23 protein-coding genes, 1 tRNA gene and 1 pseudogene are annotated in these 25,437 nt (G+C 55.9%); 18 read left to right on the top strand and 7 right to left on the bottom strand.

Annotated features, from left to right (window positions below; all coding sequences use genetic code 11):
* Positions 1 to 56: 56 nt before the first annotated feature.
* Entirely contained in the window at positions 57 to 1,022 is a 966-nt protein-coding gene (locus tag C4J85_RS01600; protein WP_124408849.1) for an arsenic resistance protein, read from the bottom strand.
* A 140-nt stretch (positions 1,023 to 1,162) separates the two neighbouring features.
* Here C4J85_RS01600 and C4J85_RS01595 point away from each other — a divergent pair, with 140 nt between their 5' ends.
* Positions 1,163 to 1,576, top strand: a complete 414-nt coding sequence (locus C4J85_RS01595) for a hypothetical protein (RefSeq protein ID WP_124408848.1) — start codon at positions 1,163 to 1,165, stop codon at positions 1,574 to 1,576.
* Positions 1,577 to 1,632: 56 nt separating this feature from the next.
* Here the strand turns inward: C4J85_RS01595 and gabP are convergent, their stop codons facing one another.
* Entirely contained in the window at positions 1,633 to 3,024 is a 1,392-nt protein-coding gene (gene gabP / locus C4J85_RS01590; RefSeq protein ID WP_124406044.1) for a GABA permease, read from the bottom strand.
* Positions 3,025 to 3,576: 552 nt separating this feature from the next.
* On the opposite strand from gabP, the gene C4J85_RS01585 reads away from it, so the two are divergent.
* From C4J85_RS01585 to C4J85_RS01565, 5 genes are all read left to right on the top strand, one after another.
* Positions 3,577 to 4,350: an ABC transporter ATP-binding protein gene (locus C4J85_RS01585; RefSeq protein ID WP_124365477.1), complete on the top strand. Its 774-nt coding sequence runs from the start codon at positions 3,577 to 3,579 to the stop codon at positions 4,348 to 4,350.
* 13 nt (positions 4,351 to 4,363) lie between these two features.
* Positions 4,364 to 5,116: an ABC transporter substrate-binding protein gene (locus C4J85_RS01580; protein ID WP_124408847.1), complete on the top strand. Its 753-nt coding sequence runs from the start codon at positions 4,364 to 4,366 to the stop codon at positions 5,114 to 5,116.
* A 74-nt stretch (positions 5,117 to 5,190) separates the two neighbouring features.
* Positions 5,191 to 5,886 (top strand): ABC transporter permease, encoded by a 696-nt coding sequence (locus tag C4J85_RS01575; RefSeq protein WP_065883173.1) that lies wholly within the window; start codon positions 5,191 to 5,193, stop codon positions 5,884 to 5,886.
* Positions 5,887 to 5,924: 38 nt separating this feature from the next.
* Entirely contained in the window at positions 5,925 to 6,614 is a 690-nt protein-coding gene (locus C4J85_RS01570; RefSeq protein ID WP_124365093.1) for an ABC transporter permease, read from the top strand.
* The gene (locus C4J85_RS01565) at positions 6,595 to 7,782 is read left to right on the top strand and encodes a methyltransferase (protein ID WP_124408846.1); all 1,188 of its coding nucleotides are present in this window, start codon (positions 6,595 to 6,597) and stop codon (positions 7,780 to 7,782) included. The genes C4J85_RS01570 and C4J85_RS01565 overlap by 20 nt, the downstream gene beginning before the upstream one ends.
* A 241-nt stretch (positions 7,783 to 8,023) precedes the next feature.
* Here the strand turns inward: C4J85_RS01565 and bcsQ are convergent, their stop codons facing one another.
* Entirely contained in the window at positions 8,024 to 8,923 is a 900-nt protein-coding gene (gene bcsQ / locus C4J85_RS01560) for a cellulose biosynthesis protein BcsQ (RefSeq protein ID WP_124408845.1), read from the bottom strand.
* 328 nt (positions 8,924 to 9,251) lie between these two features.
* On the opposite strand from bcsQ, the gene C4J85_RS01555 reads away from it, so the two are divergent.
* The 4 genes from C4J85_RS01555 (at position 9,252) to C4J85_RS01535 (ending at position 12,965) form a co-directional block, all read left to right on the top strand.
* Positions 9,252 to 9,327: transfer RNA gene (locus tag C4J85_RS01555), tRNA-Thr, on the top strand.
* Between the two features lie 163 nt (positions 9,328 to 9,490).
* Positions 9,491 to 10,810 carry an integrase arm-type DNA-binding domain-containing protein gene (locus C4J85_RS01550; protein WP_124408844.1) on the top strand — a complete coding sequence of 440 codons (1,320 nt, stop codon included), beginning with the start codon at positions 9,491 to 9,493 and terminating at the stop codon, positions 10,808 to 10,810.
* 902 nt (positions 10,811 to 11,712) lie between these two features.
* Positions 11,713 to 12,693 carry an integrase domain-containing protein gene (locus C4J85_RS01540; RefSeq protein WP_124408843.1) on the top strand — a complete coding sequence of 327 codons (981 nt, stop codon included), beginning with the start codon at positions 11,713 to 11,715 and terminating at the stop codon, positions 12,691 to 12,693.
* On the top strand, positions 12,690 to 12,965 hold the full coding sequence (locus C4J85_RS01535; protein WP_124408842.1) for a hypothetical protein: 276 nt from the start codon (positions 12,690 to 12,692) through the stop codon (positions 12,963 to 12,965). Before C4J85_RS01540 ends, C4J85_RS01535 begins: the two co-directional genes overlap by 4 nt.
* Positions 12,966 to 13,014: 49 nt before the next feature.
* Here the strand turns inward: C4J85_RS01535 and C4J85_RS01530 are convergent.
* Positions 13,015 to 13,107 (bottom strand): annotated as a pseudogene (locus tag C4J85_RS01530) (NIPSNAP family protein); the annotation flags it as partial.
* 223 nt (positions 13,108 to 13,330) lie between these two features.
* On the opposite strand from C4J85_RS01530, the gene C4J85_RS01525 reads away from it, so the two are divergent.
* Complete coding sequence (locus tag C4J85_RS01525) at positions 13,331 to 14,914, top strand: DUF6119 family protein (protein ID WP_124408841.1); 1,584 nt, start codon at positions 13,331 to 13,333, stop codon at positions 14,912 to 14,914.
* Positions 14,915 to 15,468: 554 nt separating this feature from the next.
* Here C4J85_RS01525 and C4J85_RS01520 read toward each other — a convergent pair.
* On the bottom strand, positions 15,469 to 16,785 hold the full coding sequence (locus tag C4J85_RS01520) for a hypothetical protein (protein WP_124408840.1): 1,317 nt from the start codon (positions 16,783 to 16,785) through the stop codon (positions 15,469 to 15,471).
* A 475-nt stretch (positions 16,786 to 17,260) separates the two neighbouring features.
* Positions 17,261 to 17,947: a hypothetical protein gene (locus tag C4J85_RS01515; RefSeq protein ID WP_124408839.1), complete on the bottom strand. Its 687-nt coding sequence runs from the start codon at positions 17,945 to 17,947 to the stop codon at positions 17,261 to 17,263.
* 667 nt (positions 17,948 to 18,614) lie between these two features.
* Here C4J85_RS01515 and C4J85_RS01510 point away from each other — a divergent pair.
* Positions 18,615 to 18,881: a CopG family ribbon-helix-helix protein gene (locus tag C4J85_RS01510; RefSeq protein ID WP_124408838.1), complete on the top strand. Its 267-nt coding sequence runs from the start codon at positions 18,615 to 18,617 to the stop codon at positions 18,879 to 18,881.
* Complete coding sequence (locus C4J85_RS01505) at positions 18,844 to 19,134, top strand: type II toxin-antitoxin system RelE/ParE family toxin (protein WP_124408837.1); 291 nt, start codon at positions 18,844 to 18,846, stop codon at positions 19,132 to 19,134. The genes C4J85_RS01510 and C4J85_RS01505 overlap by 38 nt, the downstream gene beginning before the upstream one ends.
* A gap of 164 nt (positions 19,135 to 19,298) precedes the next feature.
* Here C4J85_RS01505 and C4J85_RS01500 read toward each other — a convergent pair whose 3' ends face one another.
* Positions 19,299 to 19,883 carry a TetR/AcrR family transcriptional regulator gene (locus tag C4J85_RS01500; protein WP_124411160.1) on the bottom strand — a complete coding sequence of 195 codons (585 nt, stop codon included), beginning with the start codon at positions 19,881 to 19,883 and terminating at the stop codon, positions 19,299 to 19,301.
* Positions 19,884 to 20,075: 192 nt separating this feature from the next.
* On the opposite strand from C4J85_RS01500, the gene C4J85_RS01495 reads away from it, so the two are divergent.
* From C4J85_RS01495 to C4J85_RS01475, 5 genes are all read left to right on the top strand, one after another.
* Positions 20,076 to 20,864 (top strand): SDR family oxidoreductase, encoded by a 789-nt coding sequence (locus C4J85_RS01495; RefSeq protein ID WP_124408836.1) that lies wholly within the window; start codon positions 20,076 to 20,078, stop codon positions 20,862 to 20,864.
* 58 nt (positions 20,865 to 20,922) lie between these two features.
* The gene (locus tag C4J85_RS01490) at positions 20,923 to 21,921 is read left to right on the top strand and encodes an NADP-dependent oxidoreductase (protein ID WP_124408835.1); all 999 of its coding nucleotides are present in this window, start codon (positions 20,923 to 20,925) and stop codon (positions 21,919 to 21,921) included.
* 122 nt (positions 21,922 to 22,043) lie between these two features.
* Positions 22,044 to 23,387 (top strand): CHASE2 domain-containing protein, encoded by a 1,344-nt coding sequence (locus C4J85_RS01485; protein ID WP_124408834.1) that lies wholly within the window; start codon positions 22,044 to 22,046, stop codon positions 23,385 to 23,387.
* A gap of 37 nt (positions 23,388 to 23,424) precedes the next feature.
* Positions 23,425 to 23,790 (top strand): hypothetical protein, encoded by a 366-nt coding sequence (locus C4J85_RS01480; RefSeq protein WP_124406032.1) that lies wholly within the window; start codon positions 23,425 to 23,427, stop codon positions 23,788 to 23,790.
* A 13-nt stretch (positions 23,791 to 23,803) separates the two neighbouring features.
* Complete coding sequence (locus C4J85_RS01475) at positions 23,804 to 25,381, top strand: M48 family metallopeptidase (protein WP_124408833.1); 1,578 nt, start codon at positions 23,804 to 23,806, stop codon at positions 25,379 to 25,381.
* The last annotated feature ends 56 nt before the right edge of the window (positions 25,382 to 25,437 follow it).

Genomic DNA, 25,437 nt, shown 5'->3' with positions numbered 1-25,437 from the left:
TTATGGTGCCGGCCGCCTCCCTGAATAGCGCCTGAACAAACCTGATTATTCACGCGTTAGCGGCTGGCGGGCCACACCAGGGCCGGGATCAGGCGGATATAGATCAACTGCGCGACCAGCTCGACCAGGGTTTGCAGGATGACCGCCGTTGCGGCCAACCCGCGCACGCCTTCAGGCAACGCCAGCGCCAGGGGCAGCACCACCAGCGAATTGCGGGTGGATGCGCTGAACGTCACCGCACGCGCCGTGGCCGCCGGCAGCGCAAACAGCCGCGCGGCCAGCATTCCCATCAGCGGTGCCAGCAGCACGAAGCCTGCGTAGACCGCGAGCACTGGCAGCAGTACGCCGATGTCCCGAATCACCGATGTGATTTGCGAGCCAATCACCACAAACAGCACGAGCGCCATCGCCGGCACCGGCAGCCAGGCCCAGGCGCTGTTCCACCGGCCGATCAGCATTGATCGCCGGGCGAAGAACAGGGTCAATGTGGCCAGCAACATCGGCGCCACGATCAACCCCAGGAACGCTTCGATAAACGGCCCGACCGCGATCACCACCCCGGATTGCGTGCCCAGCATCAAACCCAGGTACACCGGCAGCAAGGCCAACTGCATCAGCAGCAGTAACGGCGTGGCCGCCAGTACCAACCGCGAGTCGCCTTTACCGATGTGAGTAAACACCACCACGTAATCGATACACGGCGTGAGCAACACCAGCAACGCGCCCACCAACAGCGCAGGGTGCCCCAGCAGGCCACGGGTCAGCGCCCATACCAGCAAAGGCACCAGGATGAAATTGGCCAGCAGCAACGCCGCCATGAAGCGCTTGCTGCCCCAGCCGCGGCGCAGATCCAGGAAAGGAATTTGCAGGAACATCGCATACATCAATACCGCGATGGCCGGCGTGATCAGAACGCTGAGGTCCTGAGCGAATGATGGCGCGAATACGCCACACAGAGCGGCCAGCAGGATGGCAACAAAGTAGACGGGAATCTGGTTGTGCTCGACGGTGTCGCGGGTCATGAAGACGCTCTGGCAGGTTGCAAAGGCCAAGCCTATTCATCTATTGCCTGGCGGTCGAGTTGGATGAGCGACCAAACCTTCTTGGGATTTCTCCCAACCTGCGCTTCAATACCTGCCCCAAACCCAAGGACGTTACGCCCATGGCCTCGCCAAACAAGCAGCAAAAACGCGCCCAGCGGGCAAAAACCAAGGCCAAGCAAAACCGCACCCAGCGTGCCGTCGCAACCAAGCCGGACGCGTTCGCAGGCGACGACAGCCGTATCGACCTTGAGTCGGTGGACTTGACCGAGCTGTTCGTGGAAATGCGTACGGCGGGCGAGGTCAGCCAGCAGGCGCTGTGTGCGGTATTCCTGGCGCACCCGCTGCTGGCACTGGTGCTGGAGCAGGAAGGCGAAGAGGAAGCGACCGACTTTATCCTGGCCGCGCTGATCGAATATCGGCAATGGGCCACTGACAGCGATGACGAGGCCGCCGCATTGGCGTGGATCGAATCGCCGCAGTTCCAGGCGGACTATGTAGCAGCGTCCCAGGCCCTGACGAATTCAGCAGACTGACACATACCAAATGTGGGAGGGGGCTTGCTCCCTCCCACATTTTGATCTGCATTTCGTCAGTTCAGTACGGGAGTGCCCATTCTCTGGGCCTTGCGACGACTCGCAACAAACAGCCCCGCCAACACCACCAGCAAGCTCAGGATCCCTGTCGCGATGATCTCAACGCGGTGCGCTTCCTGGAACAGCATGATGGTCAGCGTGCCCACGATAAAGACCATCACCGCGTAGGTCAGGCCCGGGAACAGCCACATCTTGAACACAATCTTCTCACCCGCTGCCGTACGCTTCTGACGCATGCGCAGTTGCGACACGGCAATCACCAGATACACCAGCAAGGCAATGGCGCCCGAACTGGCCAGCAGGAATTCGAACACCGCCGCCGGCGCCACATAGTTGGCAAACACCGCCAGGAACGCAGCGCCCGTGGACAGCAACACGGCCCAGTAAGGCGTGCCGCTTTTATTGGTGCGTTTGGCCACAGCTGGAGCATCGCCACGACGGCCCAGGGAGAACAGCATGCGCGAGGCGGTGTACAACGCAGAGTTGAGGCAGCTGGTCACGGCAACCAATACCACCAGGTCGACGATCAGCTTGGCATTCGGGATGCCCATGCGCTCGAGCACGGTCTGGTAGGAACCCACGGCAGCCAGCGTCGGATCATTCCAAGGCACCAAGGACACGACGATGAAAATCGACAAGAGATAGAACAAACCAATCCGCCAGATCACCGAGTTGGTGGCCTTGGTGATTTGCTGGCCGGGGTTCTTCGATTCTGCGGCAGCGATGGTCACGATCTCAGTGCCCATGAACGAGAACATGGTGGTCAGGATCGCCGCCAGCACCGCGCCCATGCCGTTCGGCATAAAGCCCTGGGTGTCGAACAGGTGCGATACACCGCTGACCTGGCTGGTGGGCAAAAAGCCGAAAATCGCCGCCAGGCCAAGGATGACAAAGCCCACGATCGCCACGACCTTGATCAGCGCGAACCAGAACTCGAACTCACCGTAATTCTTCACACTGAACAGGTTGGTCGCCGTCAGCAGCAAGGTGATGATCAGGGTAAAGGCCCAAATGGCTACGCCCGGGAACCAGGCATGCAGGATGGTTGCGGCCGCGTTGGCTTCCAACGGAATCACCAGCACCCAGAACCACCAGTACAGCCAACCGATGGTAAACCCGGCCCAGTGGCCGATCGCACGGTCGGCGTAAGTAGAGAACGAACCGGTGTCCGGTGAGGCAACGGCCATTTCGGCCAACATGCGCATCACCAGTACCACCAGCGTACCCGCAGCGGCATATGCCAGCAGTACGGCAGGGCCGGCGGCAGCAATCGCATGGCCGGAGCCCACAAATAAACCGGCACCAATCACCCCGGCAATCGAGAGCATGGTCACATGACGCGGTTTAAGCCCCTGTTCGAGGTCATTGCAGCTTTGCGTACTACTCATTGACACACCTTTGGGAGGAATTGCGAAAACGGTTCGCCCGGCCCGGAGTCTTTCGTGAAAAGAAACCAACAGGGCGTTCTTTATTTTTTACGCAAGTTTTGCGCCAAAATATTACAAAGCCTGAATTGACGCGGGCTGTAGGACAATTCCTCAGTCGTCGCAAGTCATTGAGAACAATGGCATTCCGCTATAGCGTTACCGAGCGACCCACTTTCACCGCGCATGAGCGCACCAAAAACACACACAAAAAGTAGGCGGCGCTCTATAAAGGGGCCGATATGCACCGTTTACCCGGTTAACCCTTCCAACACCCGGCCAAAGCTGGCACCATCGCGCCCTTTTTTACGCGAAGCCTGTGGATTGGCCAGGTCCAAACGTCTGTTAGTTGTTGATGGCGCGACACGCTGCTGCGCCGATGCGACACCCTGCCGCAGACCACCTGTTAACCGTCCGCAGCGCTGTTGGCTGTCATCCAAACGCTATGCTAGCTTGGCGCCTCGCCAGGAAGGCGGCCCAACAGCAGGAATGCAATGCACACAATGAGGACCGCACATGGCCGAGGCCGCGCCCGCGCTTGAAATCCGCAACTTGCACAAACGCTACGGTGAGCTGGAGGTACTCAAAGGTATCTCGCTGACCGCTCGCGACGGCGATGTGATCTCGATCCTGGGTTCCTCCGGCTCCGGCAAGTCCACCTTCCTGCGCTGCATCAACCTGCTGGAAAACCCGCACCAGGGCCAGATTCTGGTGGCCGGCGAAGAACTCAAGCTCAAGGCCGCAAAAAACGGCGAGTTGATGGCCGCCGACGGCAAGCAGATCAACCGCCTGCGCAGCGAAATCGGTTTTGTGTTTCAAAACTTTAACCTGTGGCCGCACATGAGCATCCTCGACAACATCATCGAGGCCCCTCGCCGCGTGCTCGGCCAGAGCAAGGCCGAGGCGATAGAAGTGGCCGAGGCCCTGCTGGCCAAGGTCGGCATCGCCGACAAGCGCCACGCCTACCCGGCGCAACTGTCCGGCGGCCAGCAACAACGCGCAGCGATTGCGCGTACGTTGGCAATGCAGCCCAAGGTCATTCTGTTCGATGAGCCAACGTCGGCGCTTGACCCGGAAATGGTCCAGGAAGTACTTAATGTGATCCGCGCGCTGGCCGAAGAAGGCCGCACCATGCTGCTGGTCACTCACGAAATGGGCTTCGCCCGCCAAGTGTCCAGCGAGGTGGTGTTCCTGCACCAGGGCTTGGTCGAAGAGCAAGGATCGCCACAGCAGGTGTTCGACAACCCGCTTTCGGCGCGCTGCAAACAATTCATGTCCAGCAACCGCTAACGGAGCAACATGCATGCAGACCTATAAAAAATTCCTTCTGGCCGCGGCCGTCTCGATGGCGTTCAGCGCCACGGCCATGGCAGAAACCTTGAAAATGGGGATCGAAGCGGCCTACCCGCCCTTCAACAATAAAGACGCCAGTGGCAATGTCGTCGGTTTCGACAAAGACATTGGCGACGCCCTGTGCGCCAAGATGAAAGTCGAGAAGTGCGAAGTGGTCACGTCCGACTGGGACGGCATCATCCCGGCCCTGAACGCCAAGAAATTCGACTTCCTGGTGTCCTCGCTGTCGATTACCGAGGAGCGCAAGCAGGCTGTCGACTTCACCGACCCGTACTACTCCAACAAGCTGCAGTTCATCGCGCCAAAAGCCACCGCCGACTTCAAGCCCGACGCCGCCTATCTCAAGGGCAAGGTGATCGGTGCACAACGTGCGACCCTGGCTGGCACCTACCTGGAAGACAAGCTGCCGGACACCGAGGCCAAGCTGTATGACACCCAGGAAAACGCCTACCTCGACCTGACTTCCGGCCGCCTGGACGGCATCCTGGCCGACAAGTACGTGCAGTACGAATGGCTCAAGAGCAAAGACGGTTCGGCCTATGAATTCAAGGGCGACCCGGTTGTAGAGAGCGACAAGATCGGTATCGCCGTGCGCAAGGGCGACCCGCTGCGCGAGCGCCTGAACAAAGCCCTGGCAGAGATCAAGGCAGACGGCACCTACAAGAAGATCAACGACAAGTACTTCCCGTTCAGCATCGAATGATCTGAACGGCCTGACCGGCGCGCTCAGCCGAGCGCGCCGGCTTCCAGCAATGCCTGCCGCGATATGAAAACACCATGAATTTCGATCTCTACGGATTCGGCCCGGCCCTTGCCGCCGGCGCGCTGATGACCGTCAAGCTGGCGCTCACGGCCCTGTGCCTGGGGCTGGTGCTGGGCTTGGCCGGTGCCTTGGCCAAGACCTCACCGTACAAGCCGTTGCAATGGCTGGGCGGTGCTTATTCGACCATCGTTCGCGGTATTCCCGAGTTGCTGTGGGTGCTGCTGATTTATTTCGGCACGGTCAACCTGATGCGTGCCCTGGGGGAATTCTTCGGTAACCCCGACCTGTCCCTGAGCGCCTTTGCCGCCGGCGTCATCGCCCTGGGCCTGTGCTTTGGCGCCTACGCCACGGAAGTGTTTCGCGGCGCGATCCTCGCCATTCCCAAGGGCCACCGTGAAGCTGGTGTGGCGTTGGGGCTGTCGAAATTTCGGATTTTCACGCGTCTGATCATGCCGCAGATGTGGCGCATCGCCCTGCCGGGCCTGGGCAATCTGTTCATGATCCTGATGAAAGACACCGCTCTGGTATCGGTGATCGGCCTGGAAGAAATCATGCGCCACGCGCAGATCGGCGTGACCGTGACCAAGCAGCCGTTCACCTTTTTCATGGTCGCCGCCTTCATGTACCTGGGCCTGACCGTGCTCGCCATGACCAGCATGCACTTCCTGGAAAAACGCGCCGCCCGCGGCTTTGCAAGGAGCGCCCAATGAGCACTGATTACAGCTGGCTGTCGCATTTCGACCTGGGCCTGAACTGGGCCGTGATCATCAAGTGGCTGCCTAAATTGGCCCAGGGCGCGACACTCACCCTGGAGCTGGTGGCAATCGCTGTGATTGCCGGCCTGCTGCTGGCGATCCCATTGGGCATCGCTCGCTCTTCGCGCCGTTGGTACGTGAGTGCCCTGCCCTATGCCTACATTTTCTTCTTCCGTGGCACGCCGTTGCTGGTGCAGTTGTTCCTGGTCTACTACGGCCTGGCGCAATTCGACAGCGTGCGTGGCAGCTTCATGTGGCCCTACCTGCGCGATCCGTTCTGGTGCGCCACCGCCACCATGACCCTGCACACCGCCGCCTATATCGCTGAAATCCTGCGCGGCGCGATCCAGGCCATTCCCCCGGGCGAGATCGAAGCAGCTCGCGCCCTGGGCATGTCCAGGCCCAAGACACTGTTCTACATCATCCTGCCCCGCGCCTCGCGCATCGGCCTGCCGGCCTACAGCAACGAAGTGATCCTGATGCTCAAGGCCAGCGCCCTGGCCAGTACCGTGACCTTGCTGGAGCTGACCGGCATGGCCCGGACCATCATCGCCCGTACCTACCTGCCGGTGGAGATCTTCTTCGCGGCCGGGCTGTTCTACCTGGTGATGGCCTACGTGCTGGTGCGCGGTTTCAAACTGCTGGAAAAATGGCTGCGCGTCGATGCGTGCCAAGGACGTTGAGGCACGCTTCCAGGCACTGGATGCGTTTCTGATCGAGCACCAAGGGCTGTGGCGACCGCGGCCCTTTACCCAGCTTCGATTGCCCTGGGAAACCGAACATCCCGCGCTAGCGCAGTGGCTACGCCAGCGCTCGCTGGACGACGCCGAAGCCAGTCACAATCACCCCCACGACCTGCCGGCGCCCGCGCCTTTTCCACAGTTGGCCGCACAGGCGCTGCGCCTCAGCGCCGTGGATAAATTGCCGACACACGCGCTTGCATCCGCTCGCCATCGCCTGGATGTCGACGTTCCGGGGCGCAAGTGGCAACAGATCGAAGCCTTCGGCGCCGCCCTGAATTTTGCCGCAGAGCCCCACCACTGGCTGGACTGGTGCGCCGGCAAAGGCCATCTCGGCCGCCGCCTGCTGCAACCTGGCCAACAGCTGACCTGCCTGGAATATGACCCGGCCCTGATTGCCTCCGGCACAGCCTTGAGTGATCACCACGGCTTGCGCGTTACCCATCGCCTGCAAGACGTGATGGCGGATGTGGCGATCAGCCCCGAGCACACACCCGTCGCCCTGCATGCCTGCGGCGACCTGCACGTGCGTATGCTGCAACTGGCCAGCGCTGCCGGCTGCAAGCAACTGGCGCTGGCGCCGTGCTGCTATAACCGCATCGGCGCCGACCGCTATCAAGCGCTGTCCGCGACCGGGCGCGCGTCGGCCCTGCAGCTGTCGATCGAGGATCTGGGCCTGCCGCTGAGCGAAACCGTCACTGCCGGCAACCGCGTCCGCCAGCAACGCGATACCTCCATGGCCCGGCGCCTGGGCTTCGACCGGCTGCAACGGCAGCTGCGGGATTGCGACGACTACCTGCCCACGCCGTCCCTGCCCACGAAGTGGCTGGATAAATCCTTCGCTGACTATTGCCGGGAGCTGGCACGCCTGAAGGATTTATCTACCGGTGACCAGGATTGGGGGACGCTGGAAGCACACGGCTGGCGCCGGCTGGCCGAGGTGCGAAACCTGGAACTGGTCCGAGGCCTGTTTCGCCGCCCGCTGGAAATGTGGCTGGTACTGGATCGCGCGTTATTCCTGATGGAGCACGGCTACAATGTCGAGCTCGGCAGCTTCTGTGAACACACCCTCACCCCACGCAACCTGATGGTGCTCGCCGAGCGCGATTAAGGAGCACAACTTCCTACCGCGCCCTGTGGATAACTCTGTTGATGAATTCTTTACCAAAGCTGTAGCCATCAGCGCTACAGACCAAAAGCGGCGCTGGTCATTTTTTGTTCACACAATAAAACGCACGCAAAACAGGCAGTTGCAGCGTATTGAGAACGGCTCCACAAAATGGCCGTTCAGTAACCACCGTTACCAACCGATTGTGCATAAGCATCTGGCGTAAACCGTATAAACCGCGCTTTCACGCGGTTTTCCTCGGCGCCTTCAGCAGCAGGCACAACGCATTGATATCGTCACTGGCGAGCCGCTTGGTCACGTTATCCAACGGGTCGGCCGCGAAGGCCAAGGCCTCGTTGATCGCCATGTCGCGATGCACCTCCAGCAGGTCTGTGCCAAGCCGACGTTTGAATGCCTCAACCATGTCCAGGCTGAACGCATTGCTTTCATCCACCTGGTTGACCACTACGTGCACAGCCGGTGGGCACTGGCCCTCGAGGTACGGGGCGAGCAGCGTGTCCAGATGATCCAGCGTACCAAGGCACGCAGCGTCCGACTGCACAATAAGCAGCACCACATCGGCCACGTTCAGCGCCTGATGGAAATAGACATTATTGCCGGCGGGCGTATCGATAATCACCGTCTGCCGCTCGCTCAAGCCCAGCGACGCGAGACGCTGAGCCAACCAATCGGGCTCATGCTTGAGCCAACGCTCCAGATTCTCCTGCTGCTGAATATCGACATCGCCGAAAGTGATCACCTGACAACCGGCAAACCCCACCTGCTGCAGCGGCCCCCATTGCCCATGCTCCAGACTGGTGCGCCCGATTCCCGGCAAGGTGGAACTGACGCCAAAGTGGTGGTGCAAGGCATTCTGCGGGTCCAGGTCCAACGCCACCACCGACTCACCGTGGCGCTGCAAACCGCTGCTCAACGCCGTAACCAGCGTGCTGCGCCCGACACCGCCATTGATCGACACAAGCGCCACTATTTTTGGACGCAACACAGGGATAACCAGCGGTTGGAGATATTGAAGGGATTGTTCAGGGACACTGCCGAAAAAGTGCATTCGCGCATTGATGCCATCGGCGTCATGGGCGACATCCTTGCCGAACAACGCCAGGATTTCTCTGCTAAGGCTCATAACCTGCTCCTCACGACGCAGCGTTAAGACGTGAAGCTCGGCAAGCGCGGGTACTTACCGCAGGTCTTATTATAGGCGTCCTTGTTTGGGCATTCTGTGACAACGGGTAGGGCGCGTCATTATTTTGATGTTTTTGTTTTGTGCTTTCTGGATGAACGGTAAAAAGTCAATTTAATGGCTCTTTTCTGAGTATTGCCTACGCACGTTTTCATGCAGTGACATTGGGCAAAAAACACGGCGACTGCAAAAAACCGCAGCGTTTGCAAAAATAGTCAGAATTCAGGGGTTTACAGAACCTTTTCAATCGCTATAATCGTCGCCCTAACACGCCGGTATAGCTCAGTTGGTAGAGCAACTGACTTGTAATCAGTAGGTCCCGGGTTCGACTCCTGGTGCCGGCACCACATTAGGCTCCATTGCATTCCACTGAATGCTCTGGAAGCCCCGAAAACCCGCCCTTTGGCGGGTTTTTTCGTTCCAGGACCCTCTGTCGGGATCCAACAAAATCCCCTTCCCCGAGGGTATGTTAGGGGTACTGCGATTTCCCGGTCAGGAGCGCGTACCCCTATGCCACGTCTAGCGATCCCCCTCAGCGACCTGCAATGCCGCACGGCCAAAACCCGCGAACGCGCCTACAAGCTGTTCGACGGCGGCGGCATGTACCTTTTCGTCAAACCCAATGGCGTGAAGACCTGGCGCTTGAAGTACACCAAGCCCAGCGGCAAGGAAGGTACGCTCATCATCGGCAATTACCCCATCGTTACCCTTTCCGTCGCACGACGTAAGCGAGACGAAGCCAAGGCGTTGCTGCTCGACAATCTCGACCCAATGGAAGAAAAAAAGAAGGCCAAGATCGTAGCCCAGCGGGCCGCGCTGCTTTTCGAAACCGTTGCCCTGGAGTGGCACTCCGACATGTCCCGCCGCTGGACCGAAGGCCATGCAAAAACCGTAATGAGCCGACTGCGCACCCACGTCTTCCCGCTGATCGGCCAACGACCCATCGCTGAACTCGATACCCACGACCTGCTAGAAATCACCCAGCGCATCAAAGAACGCGGCACCATGGATGTGGCGTTAAGGGTACAGAACTACTTATCCACCATCATGCGCGGGGCCAAAAGGGCTCGGCAGATCACCATGAATCCTGCACTGGATCTGGCAGGCTCGCTTCACGCGCCGCGCACAGTCCATCGCCCAGCCCTCTCTCTCAACCGCCTACCCGAACTGCTGCACCGTATCGACAACTACAACGGCCGCGAACTGACGCGCCTCGCCGTCCTGTTGACGTTGCATGTATTCGTCCGCTCCAGCGAACTGCGCTTCGCTCGATGGAGTGAGTTCGACCTCCAACGCGCCATGTGGGAAATCCCCGATACACGCGCACCGATTGAAGGGGTACGCAACTCCACACGCAGGACCAAGATGAACGGCGACATTCAAATGGTTCCGCTATCGCCGCAGGTCATCGAAATACTGGAGCGTCTGCGCAGCCTGAGTCGCTTTTCAGAGTTGGTGCTACCGGGCGACCACAAGTACTGGAAGCCAATGTCCGAGAACACTGTGCTCCGCAACGTCGGCTATGACACCAGCAAGGACGTGTGCGGCCACGGTTTCAGGACCATGGCCTGTAGCGCCCTGCTGGAGTCCGGGTTATGGACCGACGCAGCCATCGAAAGACAAATGAGCCACAAGGAACGCAACCGTGTGCGTGCCGCGTATATCCACAAGGCCGAATTCCTCGAACAGCGCAGGCTGATCATGGCGTGGTGGAGCAACTACATCGACGCCAACCGCCATGGGCATGTGACACCCCACGAATTCGCTCACCCAGTCGGCGACAACATCACAGCCCTACAAAATAGCCGTGGCGCATCCAAACGTGGGTAAGCCAATAAGATCACCGCAGTCCGCCCTTCCACGCGGGTCCATCCAAGCGGGGCTGCAAAGCCGCCCTGCTTGGATGGACCTCACTTAAAAAATCTAAGCCCACGCAACTGTCTGTGGAAAACCACTGATTTCCACCGGTGGATAATTTCATCCACAGCCGCAGAACTCCCGAAAATTCGAGCCTTGACCCAAATTATCCACAGGCGTAGAAAAGATCGGGCAAGTGCTGTCGTTGACAGCAACCCAGGTAGCCAGAACCTTTAAGGCTACGCCACACCGTGGCGGTTCTCCCAAAGTGCGATTAGCGTCCGGCGGCTCGCACGGTCACTCACCGAGTGATGGATGCCTACTTCAGATCGTTGCCATTGCGGCAAATACATCCCCCTACCCAGCTGCCCTGCAGCAACCTTTCCGCTTGGCCATTTCACTGCGCCAACCTGCGCCCGTCTCTTTCTCCCGGAAAGAGACGGGCGCTCCTACCGCTGCTGCAGCCCATCTCGTACAAGGCTTTGCGGCATTCCTCCTTGTGACAATCGGCGTGACAAACACCGAAGTCACCAGCAACAGCGATGCAGATGATGGTGCCGCAGCCCAGGGAATGGACTGCACCTGACTGACAGTCAGGCACGCCCCGGTCATAGCATCACTGCCTTCACCCGGCTCAAGATCTCGCGGCGTTGGTCTCGTCAGCCAATGCAGCCTCCACCCGCCCACTTCCTTGGAAGTGTTCAGGAGGCCAGATCATGAGATGCCCAGGCTCCCGGTCGTAAAGAGCCGCCAGTCCCGCGTTAGTGGACAACCCTCACAGGTCGCAGGGGCCTTGATCCCTGATAATACTCAACATTCTTGGCGGGATGACGTGGGGAAGGTTTTACAAGTGTGGCTTACAGCGGAGTTTGGTCATGGGATTGGTCGGTAGACGGGAGGGGCGTAATTTTGGCTATGGCCGGCAATTGAGCTATGCCGGGCCGCAGGCACTGAAAGACCTGTTTGGCGATGGGCATTACGGGACGGTCAAAGCACACAGTGATCGTTGGCAGACGTTCGTGCGCTGGTGTCGGTCGGAGGATGGCCCGGGAATTAATGATGCACGGCAGATTGATCGGCAGACCTTGCTGGATTACGCGGAGCATCTGCGTCACCTGGTTGAGCGCAGCGATCTCGCCATCGCCACTGCGCAAAACCGATTGTCCAGCGTCAATCGGACCCTGGCAGCGCTTCGCGGTGATCAGTATGTGAAAGTACCGAGTCCGAGCGAGGCGTTAGGAATGCGGCGCACCAGTGTTCGTCGTTCGGTGCCGCAAGGCCAAGACCGCGAACATGTGAAGAGGGTCGTAGAGGTGCTTTGCGCACACCAGCAGCCGCGTGCCGCGGCCATCGCTCAATTAGCGCGAGCCAACGGCATGCGCTTACGTGAGGCCATTTTGGCCGACCTTCCGCGCTTAAAACGTGAGGCCGAACAATACGGCAAGATCAACATCCAGGATGGCACCAAGGGGGGCCGCTCAGGTGCCTCGGCACCTCGCTGGATCAGGGTGGATGATCAAATTCGCGAGGCGCTGAAATTCGCCGAACAGGTCTCACCCGACGGTAGCCGCAACCTACTTGCACCGAACGAAACCTACCTCGATTTCCAGCGGGGAATCGTCCGTCCTGCACGGGACATCCTCCATCAGTACAACCTTAAAGGCTTCCACGAATTGCGGGCAGCCTATGCGTGCGAACGCTATGAGCAAATCACCCACCATCCCGCCCCCATCAACGGTGGCCATTGCTATCAACTCGACCGACGTCTCGATCAGGAAGCCCGAGTACAAATCAGCTATGAGCTGGGGCACAACCGTATCGTCGTGGTGGCCGCTTACATTGGTGGTCGCGCATGAGCACGGCATTCGATATGGATCTGTTCCTGGCGGGCGTCCTGACCGGATCGCATACCACGCGCCAACGCCACTTGCGTCAGGCGAAGGCCATCCAAACAGCGATCGCTGAGCGCTGGCAACGCGACAATCCATGGACTTGGCAGAGAAAACACCTTACGTGGTTTTTGAATCGCCACCTAAACCAGCACACTGAATCGACGCGCTATTACTATTTGCTGACCATGCAATTACTCACTCATCGCTTAGGAAAACCCTGGCAGTTCAACCGCTAAACGAAGGTCAGAAAACGGCCAATACCGGACGTTCAACCTGGGTGTGCGGTCGGTTCACCAATCCGACCAATTGGCGTGAGTAGCGTTCGAACGTCGTGATTTGATAGGGATCGATGATGTATTTGACGTGGCAGGTGATCATGGGCTCAATCCTTTGATTTGGAGAGCCTCATTTTCCAGTCGTTCTGCTACGAAACACCCAACAGCGTCATTGCCATAGGCAGTGATAGCATTTAGCCTCACACGTAACGATAGGTCGGCTGCCCATCTGCCTTAACCACGATGGCATCCGAAGGGACAAAAATGCTCCAGCTGAGGACGAATCTCAGAATTCCATCACGCTGTTACGTACAAAGGGAATTGTTATGGCTAACACTTATAATATCTACAAAGTCAAACCAGCCAAACTTGACCAACTAAAAGAGAAGTTAAAATCAGTTGGATTGGTAGAGCAAAAAACCCTAGAAAAGGACGGGTACTTAAAAACCTTTTATTTTTCTGAAAAAGTAGAAGGCAACGAAGTTTGGTGGTGGAAGACATACCGTAACTTCTTCAATGAAGACATTGAAGAGCCAAAAAATATTTTTAACTTTGCTGTATTGGTTTGCCAAAATATCGCAGAACCTGAAAAGATATTTGCTGTCAGCTTGGGCAAATCACATTTTTATCTTTCGAAATTCATACAGCTGGATTTTGGTATTGACCTCGCTCTGCATATGGCCGATGAGAGTTCAATACTTCTCAAAAAAAGCCGATATTTTACTGGCACGAAAAGGCAAGACGTTTCCTCTTATCAGCAGTTCCAGGTGAACAACTACGAAGCTGGTGAGTCCGTGGACCATATAAAACTAAAGGCAGCAAACAAAACTGTCTGGGGTAACCGCAACATCATTTTTGCTGACTCTATCCAGATGGATATGGACAAGCAGCCCATGCATCTCCCTGAAATATTCAAAATTATTGAAGCCAGCTTTAAGGATGATCAAATAATCCACCTCCCCAAACTCGAATCAGCCAATGCAGATATTGCAAATGACCTGGATATTCAGGCTCTCACTCATTTGAGAGATGGCGAAGGGAACGTGGGGATTGATCAGTTTCATGTAAGCGGTGTGTCGATATGTTTCAGCTTCCATGACTATGACTATGTCATCAAAGCGAAGAACAGCGAAGGAAAACTCCTGAGCAAGCAGCTCGGCAATACTATGGACATTGAAGCAATTTCAGAGTTCCTCGTTGACAATCCAGATATTGACGATATAAACAATGTGACGGTGCAGTTTAAAAATGAAGATATCGGACGATTCACGAGAAACCTCAAAGAGCTGCTGGATATGCCTATCGTGTGGGGCGACCAGCAATATTTTTTGAAAAATGGCGAATGGTTCTTTTTTAATCAGGTTTTCATGGACTACCTAAAACGATCTCTCAGCGCTGTTGAGGTTATTCTCGAAGAACAACTGATTGAAACAGAGTTTGTTGCTTGGCAAACAAACAAACGAGCCAATCGAAAAGCCGGAGATGACAAGGTTGATTATCGCGAAGCCTATTTCAATCAGAAAATATGCAACGAGCGCGGATACACGCTCTTAGACCGAGAACTCACCGCGATTCGCTCGTTAGAAAAAAAAAGAAGGGATTATCAAGTTGAAGTAGCCGACCTTTACTACAAAGGCGAGATAATATCCGTAAAGATTTCAAAAAAGAAGCCGGAACTAATTTACAATATTGAACAATCGAAAGACTCCATAACCCTTATTAAAAACAACAAAATCAAATTTAGTAAGAAACTTACTTCGGCGGCGCTTTGGTTCGTCTTCGAAGAAGACATTAAAACCATCACGGACGTAAACTCCATCCAGTTTCTACTAGCAGTCGAAGCTTGGAAGAAACTAGTGACAGGATATTCGCTCAAGCCGAAAATTTACATATCGCGCCACATAAAATAAAAAATGAGTTCTCGAGCAATCATGGTGATCTCATCGAACATGGAAGGTGAAAGGTGAAAGGTGAAAGGTGAAATCACCATGAGCCATACACACCGTTGCGAGCCGATGATTGCCTGAGGTTGGACATAGTAGGCAGCGTGGTATCGTCATACCGCTCTGTTGGGAGCCCAGCCAGCAAACAATTATCCATCGTTCCTTTAAGCTCACCACGGCTTGAGCGTTTCCGTGTGCGACACCAAGTCTGGAGCCCACCAAGCAGCATTGAGCGGCTGTTGTTTTCGGGTGCTGCCGGTACCGAACGGCAGCTATGGGTCCAGGCTGTGTGAAAACGCATGCACCGTTTTGAAGTCTGCATTGCTACGTAAAATCTGCCAGCGTTTGGTTAGTCAGCAGACCTGAAATTTGCATAGGAACACGACTTTCGTTCCGATTCTGACTGTCAAACGTGCTCTAAAACGTTTTTACACAGCCTCGGTCGATAGCGGTCACCAGCTATCAACCCATACCAGTCACCTGTCTCTGCCGCCTGTCGATCTCTAAGCTTAAAAACCCATTTAGTATTTGGCAAAATCTGGATAAGAGAAAAGTTCGCCACTCCTAGATCTCTCAAGCCATTTGAGTGATGAATCAACTTGATATCTATCAACAATGGCCTCAGCCAAATCATTATGACCTAAGGCAAAAAGCGACGTTACAATGTTAGACAAGGCATTCGTTTTATCAAAAATGTGCATAAAGCTTTCTCTAACATTTTGAATGCCAACTCTAAAATAACTGTTGATTTCCGAGACAGTGCTTTTATATAGCTCGACGTAAAATTCTGTATACAACTTGTCGCGCGCAAAATAGAATAAAGTATGCAATCCTGCGAGATATTCAGGAGTCAGCTTTTCTTCAAATTCATTCCAAACTGACCGTCTAGTACTTGCTCTTTCTTTTATGCTGTCAAGTATCGACTCCCTTCGATCCCAGTAATCAAGGCCAAGGCTTGGTGTTTCTGGAAGTAAGCTCTTGGTATTCTGAGGCGCCCACTGATCGAAGAAGAAAAATAGCTGATCTGGGATTATACCTTTAAGTGGTAAAGGCTCACCTATTACAGAAGAAAGAACATAGTGCGTTTTTATTTTTTCAATAGCTTTCGATAAATCTCTGCTGCCAATGTCGTACTTACACATGAGCTGTTGTTTGATATCTTTAAATTCTGGTGCTGCCCAATCAGATTTCGGGGGTAGATCTCTGGCCAGCCTATAAATCATTGGGCGTGAAAGCTTTGATGTAAAAGTCCCTTGAGCATATTCGTCTTTAAGCCACAGATTCAAATCATGGAGCTTGTCTAAGTCGTGTTCTAGCTGCCCAAATTTCCCTTTTAAACGAAAGAAATTAATAGAAGCGACGTCAGTTAGATGTTTTTTGCTTTCATTGCTTAAAGGGTAGCGAAACGTCTGCCCGGTGGCGTCTACCTCTGCAATGTCTGAAATGGTTTCGGCAATTAGGCTGTTAACACCCTTATAACGGTTGTCCAGAAGCTCGGAGTTACACTTAAAGAAGTTCCAAATATTTCCAATATCATGTGACCCGGACAAATCGAACAAAAGTTCGTAATTTTTCGCTTTAGCTACGAATGACAGCTCCTGAATTGCTCCTTTCAGTCTTAATTCAACAGAATGGCGCATATTAAAACAAACGGGATACACTAAGTCATCAATTTCCATATCCATTTTTTTGGAAAGAACCTGATCAATTAGTAAGTTGGCAGCGGTGGAGAAACCTTTGGAGTACTCAAAATATCCAGGGCTGCCGTTGTTTCCTACGCAGGCATTTGCCCATGTAGGCTCTGAACCACAGAAAGTTGAATTTTTATTTCCGGCCATGATTAAATCCTATTTTTACTTAGGCGCGCATGTACAGTGCTTAGCTAATGATTTTGCCTAAAACAGCTAGCCGTGACCATGATTCAGTTCGGTGCGTGCGATGGTCAGCAGCATAGCTGACTCTGGCCGGTAGTTGTTGCCCGAAAGAGGCAGCTATCGGCCGATTCTGTTGAAAAAGTCGGTTCGCCCAAATGGCCCGAATATTGACCGGTGAAAACGCCTTTTTTACACGCTGCTGCGTGAAATCTGAGTCCAGAAGCCTCTGCCAAAAGTATAGATTTCAATCTCAGGCGCGTACTTTTCTACCGTGGAAACGATGGCCGACTTTTTCAACAGAATCGGCCATAAGCAGACTTTCAAAACGTCTACTAAAGTAGAGGCTATTCAGCATCACAATCCAGTTGCAGAACCCATTTTACACCCCCTCTCTAGCCTCTAAACGCATCGCCTTTCTAGCTGAAGCTAGCGTTATAAATTATTTCTTGATCGGGGCCTGTTCAATGTAATGCGCAATATCCGGTAAAAACGTTTCTGTCAATCGCTTTTGCGCCGCGAATACCGCCCACCCCCAAATTGCAATAAGAAGCCCAGCTACTAACAAAAATGCCATCCCGCCACCAGAAGATTTATCTTCAGGCTCCGATAACATGGTTCGGCCAATGTCTTTGAAAACGGCTGAGCCGCACACCGTTAAATAAACCAATATTGAAGTATAAAAAACGTTGTTGTGCGCAGCATGAAACAACTGCTCACTCACGGCCCGCGGTGGTGCGAGAAACACAAAAAAAATCGTTAAGAAATTAGTAAACGAAGCAATCAAAATGGAAAGCACTATGGACGCGTTCTCATACTTTTTTGCAATCAGCCTCACTATTCCCGCGCCAAGGAATGAAGAAAACAGGAAAAAAGAGATCACCATCAAAATATTCTTAACCTCAATTACCCCAACACCGTTAGCAGATCCGTTTAAAATCGGCGAAGTTATTTTGGATTCCGAATGAGGTTGAATCCCTGCAAATATAAACATGAGGACGCTACCTATGGCACCCACCAGTATCGCTGTAGTGGCGATTGGTGCTCTCTTAAATTCATCGACAGAATATATTTTCCACTGCTGGAGTAATCCCGCGTGCTGCGTTTTCGATTTTTCTGCATCACTCATCGCCCTAACCCTTTTCCAATCCTAATGACATTCATCTCCAGTAACCTTTAACGAATAGCACATCGCCACGACATATCCAATTAGCGTCACTCGTGATGAAGGGTGCCCGGACATGACGCTGCGGTCATGCAATCTCTCATGTGATGAGCTGCTTTCCACTCAATGTAGCCTCTGTGAGTGACTGCTTCTGGCCGTCTGCTGCCTGTCGCCACGGCAGGTTTTGGCGGATTCCTGCCTATTCTCTACGGAAGGGATGATCGACAACGTTCGAATTCAGGAGGTTTACCATTCGTATGCGGCTCTGAATTACTTACAGACCGACAATGTGCTGACATCTAAAAAATCCCGAATTCGATTCCACCGAACGCCATAACCAGCTGATTTATTTATAGTTACTAGTTGGGGTACGCCAAATTTTCCACCAAATTCCAGAGCCGCAGAAAACCTAGCCCCGCCAACAGCTACCGTTCGTCTGGTGCCGGCACCATATAAAACGAAGCCCTCGCAGAAATGTGAGGGCTTTGTTGTTTTTGGGTTAATACCACCCAGTCGCTCGCCTGCAAACCCTTCCCCAAACCGACTAACCGCTATTGACCGCCAACCTGCCGAAGCCTAACGTTTGCATACCGTGTACACAGCGTATACAAAAAATGTATGGAGCAACGTTATGGCAGCCTCTCCCGTTCTGTCTTTCCGAGTAAAGCCCGAACTTGCCAGCGAGCTGGATCAACTGGCGCAGGCGACCGACCGAGACCGCCAATACCACCTGCAACGGGCTTTGAGCCGCTATTTGGCCGATGAATCCTGGCATTTCAAAGCCGTGCAGGAAGGCATCGCAGATGCTGATGCCGGCAACGTCACCGATTTGGATGCCGTAAAGGCTAAGTGGGTAAAACGTGCCGAAGATCGCGTTAAGCAGCAAAGCGGAAAGTGACCTGGATGGAATTTACGAGCATTACGAAGGTTTAGTCGGCGCGGAATTGGGGGAGGCAGCCGTCTTCCACATCCTCAACTGCCTGGAAATGCTGGAGCGTTTTCCTAATGCAGGGAAAGCATCTCCAGTGCCCGATTGCCGAGAGCTGATTATCACCACGTATCCGTATCGAGCGACCTATAGCTTGCAGGGCGACCGCGTGATGGTGTTCCGGATTCTTCACCAGCATTCGGAGCGCCGGGAGGATTGGTGATCGTTGATACGCGGAAGCGCCCAGGTAACTGGCCAACTGGCGTTTGAATGAATAGTGGCAATTGCAAGAAAATAAGTCCGTCCCCTTTTTCTCCAATAACGGAAATTGCGGTCTACCCCGTTTTTCGCGTTTTTCAAACGTACTGCAATGCCCCGATCACCCCCCTATCCCCTCTCCACCTGAACCGGCAACGCCTCAATCATCTCCCCCCGACACACCCCCAAAATCTCATCCGCCAGCGCCGAATCATCAGGACAAGCGCGCGACAACACAATCGCGCCAACCGCCCTTGCCAGCAGGTCAATCATTTTCACCCTCGCCGCATCCGGCGCCGCATCCGGGCCGGTTGGGTATTTTTCGCCAAGGGTTTGCAGCATCTGCTCGATGCCTTCAGCGAAGGTCGATTTCAAATCATCCGACTGACGCGCCGCGTCGCCGCACAACGCCGCCATGGTGCAGCCCGTGGCGCGGCTGTCGCGATGAGCCCTGGACACGTACATGTCGATGAAGTCCTTCACGTTCAATGTTTCGGCGCCGGCGAGGGACCGGGCAAAGCTGGTGGCCGAGGCTTCGGCCATCAGGTCGGCCTTGGAACCGAAATGTTTGTAGAAGCCGCCATGGGTGAAGCCGGCGGCGGCCATCAGGTCGGCCACGCCGACGCCGTCGAAACCGCGCTCGCGAAACACCACTGAAGCCGTTTCGACGATGTGCTCCCGGTTTGCTTGGGCCTGGACCTTGGACACGCGCATGTTCGCTACCTCTCTACCGCTGAATTCATGGGCTGATGATACATAGATGTCGTTCATAATCAAAACCGTTGACAGTTTAGATTTCGATCATCATCCTAATCGCAAGTGACATGACCTCTACCAAAGTCACCGGCTGATCGAGCCTGGTTCTACGCGCACCTCAATCCCAACCCCTGATAAAGAGCTGACATCATGACTACCCGCCCTACCGTTCTCATCACTGGCGCTTCCACCGGCATCGGCGCGGTGTACGCCGAGCGTTTCGCCCAACGCGGGCATGATCTGGTGCTGGTCGCCCGCGACCACGCGCGCCTGGAAACGCTCGCCGCGAAGTTGCAGGACGAACACAACGTCGCCATTGACGTACTTCAGGCCGACCTGACCCAACTCAGCGACCTGCACAGCGTTGAAGCGCGCCTGCGCGATGACGCGCGCATCGGCATCCTCGTCAACAATGCCGGCGCCGCACAATCCGGCACGTTCATCGAGCAAAGCACCGAGAGCGTTGCGCAACTGGTGGCCCTCAACACCACCGCGCTGGTGCGGCTCGCAAGCGCCATCGCGCCACGCCTGGCCAAAGCAGGTGAAGGCTCTATCATCAACATCGGTTCGGTGGTGGGGCTGGCGCCTGAGTTCGGCATGTCGGTCTATGGGGCGACCAAGGCGTTTGTGCTGTTCCTTTCCCAAGGCCTGAGCCTGGAACTGTCGCCCCAGGGTGTTTACGTACAAGCCGTACTGCCCGCCGCCACCCGCACGGAGATTTGGGACCGCGCCGGTATCGACATCAACACCCTGAGCGAAATCATGGAAGTGGGTGAGTTGGTCGATGCGGCACTGCTTGGTTTCGACCGACGCGAATTGGTGACTATTCCTGCGCTGCAGGAAGGCGAGCGTTGGGATGCACTGCAAGCCGCGCGTGGAGGACTTTTGGCGCAGATCAAGCAATCAACGGTGGCGCAACGCTATTTGACTCAAGCCTGAACGTTCTGACGTTGCCGGGGCCGCGCCTCGCTCATTCCACGACAAGAGCAGTTGCACCATGAAAGCATTTTTTATCGACCGCTACGGCAAGCAGAACGGAATGATTGGCGAAGTGCCCGACCCTGCGGTCGGTGTGCATGACGTGCTGGTCCAGGTGCATGCGACGAGCGTGAACCCGTTGGATTCGAAGATCAGGACGGGGGCGTTCAAACTGATCCTGCCCTATCGGTTTCCATTGATATTGGGCAATGACCTGGCCGGGGTGGTGGTTCGCACGGGTGCGGCGGTGACGCGATTCAAGCTGGGAGACGAAGTGTATGCCCGGCCTCCCGACGCGCGGATCGGAACCTTCGCTGAGCTGATCGCTGTGAACGAAGACGCGCTGGCGCTGAAACCTTCGAACCTCGACATGGCCCAGGCGGCGTCCATCCCCTTGGCCGCCTTGACGGCCTGGCAAGCGCTGGTTGAAACCGCCCAGGTGAAAAAAGGCCAGAAGGTGTTGATCCATGCCGGCTCCGGCGGTGTTGGCACGCTTGCCATCCAGCTCGCCAAACACCTCGGTGCCTTCGTTGCCACCACCACCAGCACGGCGAATGTCGAATGGGTGAAAGCACTTGGGGCGGACGTGGTCATCGATTACAAACGCCAGGATTTTTCCAACGAGTTGCGCGATTTCGACGTGGTGTTGAACAGCCTCGGCACTGATGTACTGGAGAAATCGGTCAAGGTTCTCAAGCCTGGCGGCCAGCTAATTTCCCTGTCAGGGCCGCCGACTGCGCAATTTGCCCAAGCCCAAGGCCTGCCCTGGGTGCTGGGGCAGGTCATGCGCCTGCTCAGCAGCGGCATTCGCAGAAAGGCCCGTAAACAGGGGGTGAGCTATGCGTTTTTGTTCATGCATGCCGACGGGGTACAGCTGCAAAAAATCACCTCGCTGATCGAGGCTGGCGTCATCAAACCGGTCATTGATCGCTCCTTCCCGTTTACATCGACCGCAGAGGCGTTGCGGTACGTCGAGCAGGGCAGAGCAAAAGGCAAGGTCACCATTACGCTCCGATAGTTTTTTTTGCGAAAGGCGATCCAAGCGCACGAAGAATGTGGCACTTAGCCATCTCTTTGATTGACACCCCTTCTCTACTCCGTTAAAAAACCCGCCTTGCTGTGCATTTAATCGAGACATGGATGTCGTCCAACCCCCCGCTGTTCAAATACCGCCGCTATTGGCTGGCGGCCATCATCGTGTTGCTGGCGATTCTTGATCCTTTCGGCCTGGCCAGTTCCAGCGACAAGGCGTCGGCGCAGTGGCTCAATCGTATGTTCGCCAGCCACTACCCAAGCCTCGGACAACAGCAGGTGGCGGTGGTGTTGATTGATGATGCCTATCTGATGCGCAATGACAGCCCATGGCCAATGCCGTACAGCGACCAGAGCAAATTGTTCAAGCATTTGCTGGCATACAAGCCACGGGCTGTGTTTGTGGATTTGCTTTACAGCCACGACCACTCGTTCGGCGACCCAGCGCGGGGCAGTCAGTTGCTGGCAAATGTATTTGAGCGTTATCAACGCCAGGGCATCCCGCTGTGGTTGGCCAATACTGGGCTGACGCGAGCAGAGGCGGGCCAGGCCAATACGCTGGCGCCTTTTATGCAGGTCAGCCGGCCAGCACTGGTGGCGTGGGAAGGGGTGGACGACAAGTACCCACTGGCTAAGCACACACAGGCCGGGCTGATGGAAACCCCCGCCATGGCACTGTACCGGGTGTTCTGTGCCACGCAAGACTGCACGTCGCCGCCAGTGGATGCGCAAACTGCTGCTCAGCGCCAGCCGATCGCGGTGCAATGGGGGCTGAAGCTGGCAGCGGACCAGGCGCGTATTGCCGATATCCGCCACTGCGCATCGGCGCGGCATTTCTTGCTGGACGGGGTGGCGCAGTTCTTCCAGGCCGTGTTCTGGAAGCTGGATGACTCCGCCCAGGCGCAGTGCCCTTATACGCTGACGTTGTCGGCCAGTGACCTGGAAGTCAGTGACCCGGACGACCAAGCCTTGATCGCCGAGTTACTCCACGACCGCCTGGTGCTGATCGGTGCCAATATTGCGTCCACCGGGGACCTGGTGGAGTCGCCGGTGCACGGCCAGCTCCCCGGCGTTTACCTGCACGCCATGGCCCTGGATAACCTGATCAATGCAGGTATGAACTATGACCATGAACCCGCCGACTTCCCCCACCTGCCTTTCAATTGGCTGGACCTGCTGGAGCTCGGGCTGCTGGCGTTGATCGCTGTGCTCAAGGCGCTGCACGCACGACGCCTGGCGGGCCATCGCACCTGGAGCCGGTGGCGGCGCCAGGAAATCTGGTTTTTTACCTCGCCGTGCCCGTCGTGGCTGTTGGTGATGTCAACGTTGGGGTTGGTCAGTGTGCTGCTGAGCCTAAATGACATCACCCCGGTCAACGTGCTGGGCATTGTATTGCTGTCGTTGGTGTTGTTCAGCGAGCGGATCGAAGCCTTCTTCGACCGCGATCGTTGAGCGTGCCGCTTTGCCATTTGTCTCAAGGAACTCAAGGATGAACAGAAGCCTCATCGTCTTGCTCGCAGCCCTCTTCACCCAGGGTGCCTGGGCGGAAACCCACAGTATTCAGGCGTTCCTCGCCGACCCGGTGACGGTGCTCGACGAGCAGGGCAAGCCACAGCGCGAGTTGGCGAAAAAAGATGCGCCTACCCAGCCCATGCCGGTGCTGCAGTACAACCAGGCGTTGGACCTGGTGCAGGTAGAACTGGCAGGCCAGAAAGTCTGGCTGGACACCATGGACCTGCGCATCGAACCGCCGCTGAACGTGGTCGACCTGCCGTGCCTTGGCCTGACGAAAAGCCAGGCCAGGGACGCCCGCAATAATTCCACCATAGGTTTTGGTGCCGGTTGCAATCAATAAAGGGAGCGTTGCGGTGAGGGAATATCTAGTAGCAGCCAGCCTATTGGCCAGTTCGGTGCTCAGTGGTTGCGCCACCTTGAAGGGCGCGGACCAGGCGTTCCTGAATCTGGTAGGGCCGTCGACCCAGTCGCGGGTCCAAGGCCACTACGTGGACAACATCGACGTGCGCCAGTACTACAAGCTGGACCCCCAACGCCAGAGCCAACAGCGCCTGAGCTACGACGGGCGGGCGGTGCCCGCTGCCGAAGCGCGCCAGCAGAACCTGGTGGATATCCCTATGCTGCAAGGCTACTTGCAGGGCATTGTCACGCGCTTGTCCAAGGGCTGGCCGGGCGAAGTGCCGCCGCTACAGGTGAAGATCACCGACAGTTATGGGTTCGGACCGTCGGCAGATCCTTACGGCAACCTGTTCGTACCGCTGGGCATGCTGGACAACGTTGCCAGCGAAGACGAAATCGCGGCGATGCTTGGTCACGAAATGAGCCATGTGCTGCTGCATCACCATGACCGCATGGCGGCCTTCCAGCAACAGAAAGACATGTTTACCACCGTCGCCTCCACGGTCGCCCTGGCTACCATGGCTGCCGATACTGGCGTCGACCGTAGCGCCGGTACCATGAAGCTGTTCAGCAAAGACCCGGCCGGTACCCAGAAGACCATCGGCAACACGGTGCTGTACACCGCGCTGGCCAATACGTTTTCCGACCAAGTGTGGAGCACCGCCTGGGGCCGTAGCCAGGAAGACCAGGCCGACCTGCTTGGCACCGACTTGATGATCCGCGCCGGCTACGCGCCGCGCGCCGCCACCCATAGTCTGGAGCGGCTCAACGACTTCCAGGGCAAACAGAAACCCTTGCTCACTGGGTTCCTCACGGCGCGTAAGAATGCCATGCAGGATTCGCTGCAACAGTTCAATCTCAACCAGTTCACCAAGGAGCTCGACGTACTGGTCAAGGACGGCTTGACCACCGGCATCACCGCAACCACGCAGTACTTCAACCGCTCGCATATGTCGGCCACGGACCGCGACACCGAGCTGCGCCAATATTTGCAGCGCGAATATCGCCAGGAACGCCGCGCCCGGGTCAACCCGCAAAGCTGGTCGAAGATGAAGGCTACGCCCAAAGTGGCGGAGGCCTTGCAGGGCTACAAAGACGCGTACTTCGCAATCGATGCCCTGGAGAAAAACAAGGTACCGGATGCCGAAAGGTTTGTTCGCAAGGCCCTGGCCTCGCCCGTCAAGGACCAGCCGAGCATTCGGCGCACTGCCTATACCCTGCGCCTGGCCCAGGGTAAAAACAGCGAGGCGGTGAGAGAGTTGCAAGCGATCAAGGACTGGTCCCTGGCCGGCCCTTCCACCTATGACTTGATGATCAGCTACCACCTCAAGCGGGGCGACGGGCAATCGGCACTGGAGATGATCGACAAGGCCGAACGCAATCTGGGCTCGGAGGAACTGTTCATCACGGAAAAACTGTTGGCCAACCAGCAACTGCAGAATGTGCAGCAGGTGCAAACCGTGCTGCGCAAGTGTGAGCAATACCCGACACGCAAGGAAAACTGCAAGAAGCTCGCGCCGATCAAGGCCTGACGTTCGATGCTCACCGCCTAGCGGGAAATGCTCGTCGTCAGAAATAAAAAAACCCC

Source organism: Pseudomonas sp. R4-34-07, from assembly GCF_003852375.1.
Classification (GTDB): Bacteria; Pseudomonadota; Gammaproteobacteria; order Pseudomonadales; family Pseudomonadaceae; genus Aquipseudomonas.
This window is presented reverse-complemented; position numbering and strand designations above follow the sequence as displayed.

What these genes read in the sequence shown, in the direction of transcription:
- C4J85_RS01490 (WP_124408835.1), top strand. Translation starts at nt 20,923, where the DNA reads ATGAAAGCATTTTTTATCGACCGCTACGGCAAGCAGAACGGAATGATT.
- C4J85_RS01500 (WP_124411160.1), bottom strand. Translation starts at nt 19,883, where the DNA reads ATGCGCGTGTCCAAGGTCCAGGCCCAAGCAAACCGGGAGCACATCGTC.
- C4J85_RS01535 (WP_124408842.1), top strand. Translation starts at nt 12,690, where the DNA reads ATGAGCACGGCATTCGATATGGATCTGTTCCTGGCGGGCGTCCTGACC.
- C4J85_RS01525 (WP_124408841.1), top strand. Translation starts at nt 13,331, where the DNA reads ATGGCTAACACTTATAATATCTACAAAGTCAAACCAGCCAAACTTGAC.
- C4J85_RS01485 (WP_124408834.1), top strand. Translation starts at nt 22,044, where the DNA reads ATGTCGTCCAACCCCCCGCTGTTCAAATACCGCCGCTATTGGCTGGCG.
- C4J85_RS01595 (WP_124408848.1), top strand. Translation starts at nt 1,163, where the DNA reads ATGGCCTCGCCAAACAAGCAGCAAAAACGCGCCCAGCGGGCAAAAACC.
- C4J85_RS01565 (WP_124408846.1), top strand. Translation starts at nt 6,595, where the DNA reads ATGCGTGCCAAGGACGTTGAGGCACGCTTCCAGGCACTGGATGCGTTT.
- C4J85_RS01580 (WP_124408847.1), top strand. Translation starts at nt 4,364, where the DNA reads ATGCAGACCTATAAAAAATTCCTTCTGGCCGCGGCCGTCTCGATGGCG.
- C4J85_RS01520 (WP_124408840.1), bottom strand. Translation starts at nt 16,785, where the DNA reads ATGGCCGGAAATAAAAATTCAACTTTCTGTGGTTCAGAGCCTACATGG.
- C4J85_RS01585 (WP_124365477.1), top strand. Translation starts at nt 3,577, where the DNA reads ATGGCCGAGGCCGCGCCCGCGCTTGAAATCCGCAACTTGCACAAACGC.
- gabP (WP_124406044.1), bottom strand. Translation starts at nt 3,024, where the DNA reads ATGAGTAGTACGCAAAGCTGCAATGACCTCGAACAGGGGCTTAAACCG.
- C4J85_RS01495 (WP_124408836.1), top strand. Translation starts at nt 20,076, where the DNA reads ATGACTACCCGCCCTACCGTTCTCATCACTGGCGCTTCCACCGGCATC.
- C4J85_RS01510 (WP_124408838.1), top strand. Translation starts at nt 18,615, where the DNA reads ATGGCAGCCTCTCCCGTTCTGTCTTTCCGAGTAAAGCCCGAACTTGCC.
- bcsQ (WP_124408845.1), bottom strand. Translation starts at nt 8,923, where the DNA reads ATGAGCCTTAGCAGAGAAATCCTGGCGTTGTTCGGCAAGGATGTCGCC.
- C4J85_RS01575 (WP_065883173.1), top strand. Translation starts at nt 5,191, where the DNA reads ATGAATTTCGATCTCTACGGATTCGGCCCGGCCCTTGCCGCCGGCGCG.
- C4J85_RS01540 (WP_124408843.1), top strand. Translation starts at nt 11,713, where the DNA reads ATGGGATTGGTCGGTAGACGGGAGGGGCGTAATTTTGGCTATGGCCGG.
- C4J85_RS01600 (WP_124408849.1), bottom strand. Translation starts at nt 1,022, where the DNA reads ATGACCCGCGACACCGTCGAGCACAACCAGATTCCCGTCTACTTTGTT.
- C4J85_RS01550 (WP_124408844.1), top strand. Translation starts at nt 9,491, where the DNA reads ATGCCACGTCTAGCGATCCCCCTCAGCGACCTGCAATGCCGCACGGCC.
- C4J85_RS01515 (WP_124408839.1), bottom strand. Translation starts at nt 17,947, where the DNA reads ATGAGTGATGCAGAAAAATCGAAAACGCAGCACGCGGGATTACTCCAG.
- C4J85_RS01480 (WP_124406032.1), top strand. Translation starts at nt 23,425, where the DNA reads ATGAACAGAAGCCTCATCGTCTTGCTCGCAGCCCTCTTCACCCAGGGT.